At 67.0% G+C, this 10,345-nt stretch carries 12 protein-coding genes and 1 pseudogene; 5 read left to right on the top strand and 8 right to left on the bottom strand.

The window, feature by feature from the left end:
• On the bottom strand, nt 1–225 hold a 225-nt coding region (locus A5694_RS22565; RefSeq protein WP_428844273.1), incomplete at its 3' end, for an SDR family NAD(P)-dependent oxidoreductase.
• Here A5694_RS22565 and A5694_RS11405 point away from each other — a divergent pair.
• Together A5694_RS11405 and A5694_RS11400 are read left to right on the top strand one after the other, a co-directional pair.
• Nucleotides 184–756: pseudogene (locus tag A5694_RS11405) on the top strand (SDR family oxidoreductase); the annotation flags it as partial. The gene A5694_RS22565 and the pseudogene A5694_RS11405 sit on opposite strands and share 42 nt — an antisense overlap.
• The gene (locus A5694_RS11400) at nt 756–1,901 is read left to right on the top strand and encodes a sulfotransferase family protein (protein WP_064921947.1); all 1,146 of its coding nucleotides are present in this window, start codon (nt 756–758) and stop codon (nt 1,899–1,901) included. The pseudogene A5694_RS11405 and the gene A5694_RS11400, both read left to right, overlap by 1 nt.
• A 10-nt stretch (nt 1,902–1,911) precedes the next feature.
• Here the strand turns inward: A5694_RS11400 and A5694_RS11395 are convergent, their stop codons facing one another.
• Nucleotides 1,912–2,385: a hypothetical protein gene (locus A5694_RS11395; protein ID WP_064921946.1), complete on the bottom strand. Its 474-nt coding sequence runs from the start codon at nt 2,383–2,385 to the stop codon at nt 1,912–1,914.
• Between the two features lie 7 nt (nt 2,386–2,392).
• Complete coding sequence (locus A5694_RS11390; RefSeq protein ID WP_064921945.1) at nt 2,393–3,550, bottom strand: Rieske 2Fe-2S domain-containing protein; 1,158 nt, start codon at nt 3,548–3,550, stop codon at nt 2,393–2,395.
• Between the two features lie 112 nt (nt 3,551–3,662).
• Between A5694_RS11390 and A5694_RS11385 the strand changes: the two genes are divergently transcribed.
• On the top strand, nt 3,663–4,187 hold the full coding sequence (locus tag A5694_RS11385) for a gamma carbonic anhydrase family protein (RefSeq protein ID WP_064921944.1): 525 nt from the start codon (nt 3,663–3,665) through the stop codon (nt 4,185–4,187).
• On the opposite strand, the gene A5694_RS11380 is transcribed toward A5694_RS11385, so the two are convergent.
• Genes A5694_RS11380 through A5694_RS11360 form a run of 5 tightly spaced genes read right to left on the bottom strand, consistent with a single transcriptional unit; the run spans nt 4,184 to nt 8,728 of the window.
• Nucleotides 4,184–4,594 (bottom strand): nuclear transport factor 2 family protein, encoded by a 411-nt coding sequence (locus A5694_RS11380; RefSeq protein WP_064921943.1) that lies wholly within the window; start codon nt 4,592–4,594, stop codon nt 4,184–4,186. The genes A5694_RS11385 and A5694_RS11380 overlap by 4 nt on opposite strands.
• Nucleotides 4,594–5,475: a TIGR03619 family F420-dependent LLM class oxidoreductase gene (locus tag A5694_RS11375; protein WP_064921942.1), complete on the bottom strand. Its 882-nt coding sequence runs from the start codon at nt 5,473–5,475 to the stop codon at nt 4,594–4,596. The genes A5694_RS11380 and A5694_RS11375 overlap by 1 nt, the downstream gene beginning before the upstream one ends.
• Nucleotides 5,475–6,659 carry a thiolase domain-containing protein gene (locus tag A5694_RS11370; RefSeq protein ID WP_165604279.1) on the bottom strand — a complete coding sequence of 395 codons (1,185 nt, stop codon included), beginning with the start codon at nt 6,657–6,659 and terminating at the stop codon, nt 5,475–5,477. Before A5694_RS11370 ends, A5694_RS11375 begins: the two co-directional genes overlap by 1 nt.
• Entirely contained in the window at nt 6,656–7,720 is a 1,065-nt protein-coding gene (locus tag A5694_RS11365) for a thiolase domain-containing protein (protein WP_064921940.1), read from the bottom strand. The genes A5694_RS11370 and A5694_RS11365 overlap by 4 nt, the downstream gene beginning before the upstream one ends.
• Before the next feature lie 15 nt (nt 7,721–7,735).
• Nucleotides 7,736–8,728: a Zn-ribbon domain-containing OB-fold protein gene (locus A5694_RS11360; RefSeq protein WP_064921939.1), complete on the bottom strand. Its 993-nt coding sequence runs from the start codon at nt 8,726–8,728 to the stop codon at nt 7,736–7,738.
• Between the two features lie 58 nt (nt 8,729–8,786).
• Here A5694_RS11360 and A5694_RS11355 point away from each other — a divergent pair, with 58 nt between their 5' ends.
• Together A5694_RS11355 and A5694_RS11350 are read left to right on the top strand one after the other, a co-directional pair.
• Nucleotides 8,787–9,818, top strand: a complete 1,032-nt coding sequence (locus tag A5694_RS11355) for an LLM class F420-dependent oxidoreductase (RefSeq protein WP_064921938.1) — start codon at nt 8,787–8,789, stop codon at nt 9,816–9,818.
• A 119-nt stretch (nt 9,819–9,937) separates the two neighbouring features.
• Complete coding sequence (locus A5694_RS11350; protein ID WP_064921937.1) at nt 9,938–10,345, top strand: hypothetical protein; 408 nt, start codon at nt 9,938–9,940, stop codon at nt 10,343–10,345.

Genomic DNA, 10,345 nt, shown 5'->3' with positions numbered 1-10,345 from the left:
CCGGAAGGCGTTGTTGATCAGCACGTCGATGTGGTCATACTCGGCCGACGCCACCTGCACCAGGTTGGCGACCTGGTCGTCGTCGGTGATGTCGGCCGGCACCGCCAGTGCCCGCCGCCCGGTGGCGGTGACCTCTTTAGCCACCTCCTCGAGACGATCCGCACTGCGGGCCACCAGCACCAGGTCGCCAACCTGGTGCAGGTGGCGTCGGCCGAGTATGACCACATCGACGTGCTGATCAACAACGCCTTCCGGGTGCCGTCGATGAAGCCGCTGGCGCAGACCACCTTTCAGCACATTCGAGACGCCATCGAGCTCAGTGGGCTCGGCGCACTGCGCCTGACCCAGGCGTTCACGCCGGCTCTGGCCGAGGCCCACGGCTCGATTGTCAACCTGAACTCGATGGTGATCCGGCACTCGCAGCCCAAGTACGGCGCCTACAAGATGGCCAAGGCCGCGTTGCTGGCGATGTCGCAGTCGTTGGCCTCCGAACTCGGGGAGCAGGGCATCCGGGTCAACTCCGTTGCGCCCGGCTATATCTGGGGCGAGACATTGCAGAGCTACTTCGCCCACCAGGCCGGCAAGTACGGCACCACCGTGGAGCAGATCTACGCCGCCACCGCCGCGAACTCCGACCTGAAGCGCCTGCCCACCGAGGACGAGGTGGCCTCGGCGGTGCTGTTCCTGGCCAGCGATCTGGCCAGCGGCATCAGCGGCCAGGTCCTCGACGTCAACTGCGGGGAGTACCACAACTGATGACAGCACGCACCGATGTCGGCACCGTCGAAGATCTACACGCCTCGGCCACCAAGATGGTCGGTCTCGACGACTTCGGACCCGACGACGACAACTACCGCGAAGCTCTCGGCGTGCTGCTGGACTCCTACCGCAACGAGGCCGACCTCACCGAGCTGGGTAGCAAGATGAACCGGTTCTTCCTGCGCGGGGCGCTGGTGGCCCGGCTGCTGTCGCAGGCCGGGTGGAAGCAGCATCCCGAATACGCCGACGTCGCCATCGAGCGGCCGATTTTCGTCACTGGGCTGCCCCGCACCGGCACCACCGCGCTGCACCGGCTGCTGGGCGCCGATCCGGCCCATCAGGGCCTGGAGATGTGGCTGGCCGAGTTCCCGCAGCCCCGGCCGCCACGCGAGACCTGGGAGACCAATCCGGTCTTCGCCCAGATGCAGGCTCAGTTCGCCCGGCACCACGAAGAAAACCCCGATTACACCGGGCTGCACTTCATGACCGCCGATGGTCTGGAGGAGTGCTGGCAGTTGCTGCGCCAGTCGCTGCACTCGGTGTCCTATGAGACCCTGGCGCACCTGCCGAGCTATTCGCGCTGGCTTTCCGAGCAGGATTGGACGCCGTCGTATCAGCGGCACCGCCGCAACCTGCAACTGATCGGGCTCAACGACCCGGACAAGCGGTGGGTGCTCAAGAATCCCAGTCACCTGTTCGCCCTGGACGCGATCATGGCCGTCTACCCCGATGCGCTCATCGTGCAGTGCCACCGGCCGGTTGAGACCATCCTGGCGTCGATGTGCTCACTGGCCCAGCACACCACCGAAGGCCAGTCGAACACCTTTGTCGGCGCGCAGATCGGCGCCGACGAGATGGAGACCTGGGCTCGCGGGTTGGAGCTGTTCAACAGCCAACGCCGCCAATACGATCAGGCCCAGTTCTGCGATATCGACTACCACGAGTTCGTCGCCGATCCGGTGGCCACCGCGGCCGGCATCTACGAACGCTTCGGGCTGCCGCTCTCGGATGCCGCACGTCAGGCGATGGCCGACGACTACGCCGCGAGCAAGACCGGACCGCGCGCGCCCAAACACCATTACTCGCTGGAGGATTACGGCCTGACCACCGAGCAGGTCCGGGAGCGCTTCGCCGGGTTGTGAGCCGGTGCGCTCAGTCGCCGTCGCCGGGGGGCGGGGCGCTGGAAGTCTCCTCCAGGTGCCCCTCGGCGACGGCGTGCCGAATGCTCTTCGTCAGGTTCGGGCAGCCGCGAGCGCGGCTGCTCGGGTTGCCGGCTTCGCGTTCGGCGGCGAAGTACGCGCACTGCTGCAACGAAGCCGAGTTCCACTGCACCGAGGTGTATCCGGGTCCCAGCTTCTTCACCTCGACGGTGGCGCGGCAGTGCCGGCATTCCACCGGAACCAGGCCGGAATGCAGGTAGCGGTCCGAGTCCCGTTGGGTCGCAGCACGTATCGCTTCATAGCGCGCCGGATCAACCGGGAACAGCGGTTGCCGCGCGTACCGGGTGTCAGGACCGGGATCGCCGGCACCGGGCTCGTCGTCGTGGTCGTCATGCGGGCCGTAGAGCATCAGCATGGACCGAGCCAGGTCTTCAACGCCCGGGACGCCGCGTTCCTCCGGGGCCATGGCGGTGTTACTCGGCCTTGACGGTGTCGGCGTCTGCCTCGGCCTGTTCCCGCAGGTTCTCGGCGACCTCGGCGTTCCACTTCTCGTTGGCCACCGTCGCGTCGATCTCGATCTCGAAGCGGTCGGTCATCTCCGGGGTGACGTCGGCGACGTCGACGTAGAACTGCGAGTACCAACGGCGCAGCTGGTAGACCGCACCGTCCTCCTCGACCAGCAGCGGGTTCTCGATCCGGCTCTTGTGCGTCCAGATCTCGACGTCCTGCAGGAAGCCCTTGCTGACGCCTTCGGTCATCACCTCGGCGAGCTTCTCGGTGGTCTCGTCGTCCAGGCCCTTGGGCTTCTGCACGATCACACCCCACATCAGCTTGAACTGGTCGTGGCTGATCGGGTAGTGGCAGTTGATCAGGATAGACTCGGACTTGAAACCGCTGTAGCTGTTGTGCAGCCAGTTGATCATGAACGACGGCCCGAAGTAGGACGCCTCCGAATCCAGCTCGGCACCGGCATAGCTGGTGCCCAGCCCGGGAACGTCGGGACGCCCGACGTTGTGCAGGTACTGCGAGGCGATGTGGCCTTCGAATACGTTCTTGAACGACGTCGGCAGGCCGTAGTGGATGTAGAAGAAGTGCGCGAAGTCGGTGACGTTGTCGATGATGTCGCGGCAGTTCGAATCGATCACCATGGAATTCCAGCGCCAGTCGGTCCACTCTCCGCTGGACCACTCCGGGATCTCCGGGATCCGCACCTCGTCCGGCGGCGGGTTGCCCTCCGGGTCGTGCCACATGAACAGCAAACCGCCGCGCACGTCGGTCGGGAACGAGCGGGTGCGGGCCACCCGCGGCGTCCGCTTGGAGTAGGGGACCAGCTTGCAGCGGCCGTCGCCGCCCCAACGCCAGTCGTGGAACGGGCAGGCGACCTCGTCGCCCTTGATGGTGCCGCGACTCAGGTCACCGCCCATGTGGCGGCAGTAGGCGTCCAAGACGTGCAGGTCACCCTGCGAGTCGGCGAACACCACCAGCTTGGCGCCGAACGCGTGGATGGCGTGCGGTTTGCCGTCCCGGAAGTCCTTCACCGGGCCAAGGCAGTGCCAGCCCCTGGCGTAACGATCCGGCAGTGTCCCCGTGTCGATTTCGCGGACGCCGACCTCGGCGTTGTCAGTGCTCACCTGTTGCCTCCAACCCGTTGCTTCTAACTAGAACACGTTACAGTTTTTCTCCGGGGTTTCGCAATAAAGCCTGCTGGTTCGGGGTCTTTCGGCCCTGAGGTATATCTGAACAATGCAGCTCTTCTCCTTCAACGGGCGTTCTCCGCGGATCGACCCCACCGCGTTCGTCGCACCGACCGCCACCTTGATCGGCGACGTCACCATCGAGGCCGGCGCCTCAGTGTGGTTCGGTGCCGTGCTGCGCGGCGACGATGCCCCCATTGTGGTGCGGGAGGGTGCCAACGTGCAGGACGGCTCGGTGTTGCACGTGCCGCCCGGTGTTCCGGTGGACATCGGCCCCGGTGCGACCGTGGCGCACATGTGCCTGATCCACGGGGCGCACGTGGGCGCCGAGGCGCTGATCGGCAACCACGCCACGGTGCTCGACGGTGCGGTCATCGGCAGCCGCAGTCTGATCGCGGCCGGTGCCACGGTGCTCGCCGGTACCAAGATCCCGGACGGGGTCCTGGTGACCGGTGCGCCCGCCGTCGTCAAGGGCCCGCTCGCCGGAACCGGCGCCGAGATGTGGATCAACGCGAACCCGAAGTACTACCAGGACCTGGCGCAGCGCTACCGCGACGGGCTGGAGCCGATCTAGATCTTGCGGGCGGTCTTGGCGGCCCGCTCCAGTTCCCAGTAGGCGCGCAGTGCGACGAGCTCACCCTGCTCGTTGGCCCGGTAGGTGAACACTCCCTCGGTGACGATCTGGTGGTCTCCCATGGTGATCGTGATGTTTCCGGTGTTGGCTTCCTCGTTGCCGCACTGGAAGGTGTCGACGAAGTTGAACTCGATCTTGTCGGTTGGGGCGATCGCCTTGTCCCAGAACGCCGAGATCGCGTCGCGGCCGCGGTGGCCCTTGCCGTCCGGGTCGAACGGCGACGGGCCGATCGGGTCCTCGACGATGGCGTCGTCGGCGAATACCGACAGCCAGGCCTCCTTGTCGCGGGCCGCCACCGCGTCGCGGGAGCGTTGGCCTGCGATGTGGGCGGGGTGATCAGTATTCATTACTTCTCCTGCCAGCCGGAGTGGATGTAGGTGTCGGCGAAACGTTTCAGCGAATCCTGCTTGGCGGCCAGCGGCGCGTCGAAGCCCAATCCGTCGAGCATCCAGGGGATCACAATGTTGTCGGTGACGCCGGTTGCGGCCAACTCACGGTGCCCGTCCACGCCGAACTTGTCGATACAGACCGCCTGGTACTCGAACGGCACGTCGGCGCGGTCGTGTTCGGCCAGCAGCGCCTGGAGCTTGCCGATGGTCTCGGCCAGCTGCGCGCCGGTCATCATCGCCGACGTCCAGCCGTCGCCGATCCGGGCCGCACGCTTGAGTGCGACGTCGGTGTGCCCGCCCACGTAGAACGGCACCGGCGCGCTGGGCGCCGGGCTCATCTGCAACCGGTCGAAGTCGTAGAACTCGCCGTGGAATTCGACCATCCCACCGGCCAGCACGAGTTTGATGACGTCGATCATCTCGTCGACCCGGGCGCCGCGGCGAGCGTACGGAACCCCGCACCACTCGAATTCCTCCGGCGCCCAGCCGATTCCGACACCCAGACCGAACCGGTTCCCGGTCAGGTTGGCCACCGAGCCGACCTGACGGGCCAGCAGCAGCGGATTGCGCGACCCCAGCTTGAGCACGTTGGTGTAGAACCGCAGCGTCGAGGTGACCGCTCCCATCGCGGCGGCGGCGATCAGTGGATCCACCCACGGGGTGTCGGCGTTCCACATCCGCGAGCCGTCCGGGGTGTAGGGGTAGTCCGCGGCAGCCTTCTCCATGAAGAACAGCGAGTCGGGCAGTGCGATCGCGTCGAAACCCACCTCCTCGGCGCATTGCGCCAGCGCGACCAGTTCCTCGACTGGCCCCATCGCCACGCTGAGGGTGTATTTCATCATGCGGAAGGTGTGCCGGGCTTCTCGCTGCCGACCACCCACATCGAGTAGTACTGCGAGCCGCCGCCATAGGCGTGCCCCAACGCCTTGCGGGCGTTCGGAACCTGGTGGTCACCGGCCTTGCCCATCACCTGGATCGCCGATTCGGCGAACCGGATCATCCCTGAGGCGCCGATCGGGTTGGAGGACAGCACCCCGCCGGAGGGGTTCACCGGCAGCCGCCCGCCGATCGCGGTCTCACCGGCCTGGGTGAGCTTCCAGCCCTCGCCGACCGGTGCAAAACCCAAGTTCTCCAGCCACATAGGCTCGAACCAGGAGAACGGCACGTAGATCTCCGCCGCGTCGATCTCGTCGATCGGGCTGGTGATCCCGGCGTCGCGCCACAGTGCGGCCGCAGCGTCGCGGCCGGCCTGCGGATTGACCTGGTCGCGACCGGCGTAAGCCAGCGGTTCGGTGCGCAACGCGGTGGCGTGAATCCAGGCCACCGGCTCACCGGCATTGATGCGCGCGTCCGCTGCGTCTTCAGAGCCGATCACGACCGCGCATGCGCCGTCCGAGGACGGGCAGGTCTCGTCGAAACGGATCGGGTCCCACAGCATCTGGGACGCCATCACCTTCTCGACGGTGATGTCGGGTTGGTGCAGGTGCGCGAGCGGGTTGCGGGCACCGTTGAGCCGGTCTTTGACCGCGACCATTGCGCCGATGTCGGTCGGCGCGCCGGAACGACGGATGTAGGCGCGCACGTGCGGGGCGAAGTAGCCGCCGGCGCCGGCACCCACCGGCTTGGTGAACGGCACCGGAATGCTCAACGCCCACATGGCATTGGACTCCGACTGCTTCTCCCACGCCATCGCGAGCACGCGCCGGTACTTGCCGGACTTCACCAGGCTGGCCGCCACGACCGCGGTCGACCCGCCCACCGAACCGGCGGTGTGCACCCGGATCAGCGGCTTGCCGGTGGCGCCCACGGCGTCGGCCATGAACAGCTCCGGCATCATGACGCCTTCGAAGAAGTCCGGCGCCTTGCCGACCACAACCGCGTCGATGTCGTCGAACGTCGAGCCCGAGTCGGCCAGCGCGCGGTCGATGGCCTCACGCACCAGGCCGTTCATCGAGACGTCCTGGCGTTTGGCGACGTACTTGGTCTGCCCAGTGCCCAGCACCGCAGCCAGTTGACCCATCAGTTGCGTCCTTCCATCACGGCGACCAGATTCTGCTGCAGCGCAGGCCCGCTGGTGGCGTGCGCCAGCACCCGGCCCGCCGAGCCATTGAAGATGTGCTGGGCGGCGAAACCGATCCGCTCCAGCCCGGCGACGAACATCGGATTGGCCGCCAGCGCGCCACCCGACGGATTCACCTTCGCGCGCGACGGCAGCCGCATCGACTCGGTCAGGATCAAGTGCTGGTGGGTGAACGGTGCATGGATCTCGGCGACGTCGACCGCGGGAATGTCGTCGCCGCTCGCCGCGCGCGCCGACGCGGTGGTCGACGGTGAACGGGTCAGGTCCCGGCTGCCGAGCACCGGCGACTCGATGCGGTGCTCGAAACCGGTGATCCAGGCCGGGTTTTCGCACAGTTCGCGGGCCTTGTCGCCGGCGGCCAGGACGATCGCGGCGGCGCCGTCGGTGATCGGCGCGATGTCGTGCCGGCGCAGCGGGTCGGCGAAGAACGGTCGGTCCAGCAGTTCATCGAGACTGGTGGCCGACTCCACCGAATCGACCCGGTCGGCGACCGCGAACGAATCCAGTGCCACCCGCGCCATCTGCTCGGCGGTCCACTGGCCGCCGTCGAGCCCGAGCCGGGCCTGCAGCCCGGCGATCGACACCGAGTCCGGCCACAGCGGCGCGACGCTGTAAGGATCGGTCTGCAGCGCCAGGACCCGGCGCAGCTGCCCGGCCGAGGACTTCCCGAATCCGTAGGCCAGCGCGGTGTCGACCTCCCCGGTGAGGATCTTGATGTAGGCCTCGTACAGCGCCCAGGCGCCGTCCATCTCCACGTGCGACTCGTTGATCGGCGGAACCGCGCCGATCGAGTCGATCGCCGAGATGAACGAGAAGGCCCGTCCGGCAAGGTAATCCGAGGAACCGGAACACCAGAAGCCGATGTCGGCCCGTTCGATGCCCAGATCACGGTAGAGCTGTGCGAAACACGGCATCAGCATTTCGACGCCGTTGGTGGTGCCGTCGGTGCGGCGGACGTGCGGGGCGTGGGCAAAGCCCACCACCGCGACATCGCGAGTGCTCATCTTCCCGAGTTCCCCTTACAGGTGGTGCTTGTAGGTGTCGTAGTCGGCGTCCGGCTCGCCGGTAGGCCGGAAGTATTCGATGTTGTCGATGCCCAGGCCCCACTCCTCGCGGGGCTTCCACACCGCCTCAACGCGCATGCCCATCCGCACCTCGTGGGCGTCGATGTCGGACACCAGGTGCAGGAACGGGATGTCGGCGCCGTCGAGCAGCACGTAGGCCGCCACATACGGCGGCTTGATGCGCTGCCCGGCGAACGGGATGTTGATGATGGCGAACGTGGTCACCGTGCCCTTGTCGGGCAGCTCGACGAAGTTGTCCAATGGCAGGCCGGTGGCCGGATCGGCTTCTTTGGGCGGGAAGTACAGCTTGCCCTCGGTGCCGGTGCGCGCCCCGAGCAGCTTGCCGTCCTGCAGGGCGCGCAGATATGCGCTCTCCGGGAGCGAGGCGGTGTGCTGGATCTCGAGGCTGGACGGGATCACCACCATGGTTACCGGGTCCCGGTCGTCGGTGGTCTGCGTTACCGGCTCGGCGTCCTCACCGATCTCGAAGTAGGCGATGTCGGTGATCGCTCCGACGGGCTCGTCGGCCCAGTGCACGTGCACCCGGGTGCCGGTCGTGATCGCTTTGGGGCTGTCCGCCGCCACTGCGTGCAGCAACGGCACGTCGGCGCCGTCGAGCTTGATCAGCGCCCAGGCGAACGGCGTGTCCAGCGGCTGGCCCTGCAGTGGGGCCGGCTGCCAGGTCCACGACACCACCGTGCCGACACTGGCCACCGGTACGATCTCGGTGAGCTGTTCGTAGCTGACCGGGTCGTATTCGACGGGCGGCACGTACACCCGACCGTCGGAACCTCGGACGCCGACGATGCGGCGCTCACGCAGAGCGGTGAAGAATGCGCCGAGGGTAGGGCCGACTGAACGTGTGTAGTCGAAGGACAACTTCAGCGGCGCAGAAAGGGGTGGCTCGTGCTCATCGATCTGCGCGCGGTTGCTTTGGCTGGCAGTCACGGCATCGAGTAGAACAGGTTCTAACAATGGTGGCAAGCATGCGAGCAAGGAGCCAAGGATGAAGCTGGGACTGCAACTGGGATATTGGGGCGCGCAGCCGCCAGCCAACCACGCGGAACTGGTGACCGCGGCCGAGGACGCCGGCTTCGACGCGATCTTCACCGCGGAGGCCTGGGGCTCCGACGCCTACACGCCGTTGGCATGGTGGGGCTCGTCGACGTCGCGGGTGCGGCTGGGCACTTCGGTGGTGCAGTTGAGCGCGCGTACTCCGACCGCGTGCGCGATGGCTGCCCTGACGCTGGATCACCTCTCCGGCGGCCGGCACATCCTCGGCCTCGGCGTCTCCGGGCCGCAGGTGGTGGAGGGCTGGTACGGCCAGCGCTTCGGCAAGCCGCTGGCGCGCACCCGCGAGTACATCGACATCCTGCGCCAGGTGTGGGCCCGCGAGGCCCCGGTGACCAGCGCCGGCCCGCACTACCCGCTGCCGCTTTCCGGTGAGGGCACCACCGGGCTGGGCAAGGCTTTGAAACCGATCACCCACCCGCGGCGTGCCGACATTCCGGTGATGCTGGGTGCCGAAGGACCCAAGAACGTCGCGCTGGCCGCCGAGATCGCCGATGGCTGGCTGCCGATCTTCTACGCCCCCCGGCTGGCCGACATGTACAACGAGTGGCTGGACGAGGGCTTCGCCCGGCCCGGAGCGCGGCGTAGTCGTGCGGACTTCGAGATCTGCGCGACCGCGCAGGTGGTCATCACCGACGACCGTGCCGCGGCGTTCGCCGGCATCAAGCCCTACCTGGCGCTCTACATGGGCGGTATGGGGTCTGAGGACACCAACTTCCACGCCGAGGTCTACCGCCGGATGGGCTACTCCGAGGTCGTCGACGACGTCACCAAGCTGTTCCGCTCGGATCGCAAGGATGAGGCGGCCAAGGTCATTCCGGACGAGCTGGTCGACGACGCCGTGATCGTCGGCGACATCGACTACGTCCGTAAGCAAATCAAAGTGTGGGAGGCCGCCGGGGTAACGATGATGGTGGTCACCGCGCGCGACACCGCACAGGTTCAGCAGCTGGCGTCGCTGATCTGAGTTCGGGCCCGGCGCTCGTCAGTTCGCCGGTGACAGGGTCTGCTGTCACAACCGACGGCGCTGGATCGTCTACCGCAGTGAGGGGTTGACCACCCGTCTCGACTGTGGGAGGACGCGACATGGACGACGAACTGCCGTACATCGACGAGCACACGGTGGCGGTCCATGCGCCACGAGTGCTGGTATGGACCGCCCTGCAGCGGTATACGGCGTCTTTGCTGCGCAGCGTCGAACGCAATCCGCTGCTGGTAGTGCTCGGCCCAAAGCCCCGCGCCGGCTTTGCGATCGCCGAGAGCACACCGCAGCGGCGCATCGTTTTGGTTGGGCGACACCGGTTCTCGCGCTATCGGCTCGTCTTCGAGATCACCGACGCCCCCGGCGGCGGCAGCCTGGTACACGCCCACAGCTATGCGTCGTTCCCCGGGCTCCATGGCCGCGCTTACCGTGCCCTCGTTATCGGTACCGGGCTTCACGTCGTAGCCACCAACTACATGCTGAGGGCGATCCGGGCCGGCACGTCGGCGTAG

It is taken from the genome of Mycolicibacter sinensis (genome assembly GCF_001667945.1).
Classification (GTDB): domain Bacteria; phylum Actinomycetota; class Actinomycetes; order Mycobacteriales; family Mycobacteriaceae; genus Mycobacterium; species Mycobacterium sinense_B.
Note: the sequence above shows the minus strand (reverse complement) of the source record. Positions and strands in the feature narration are given on the sequence as shown.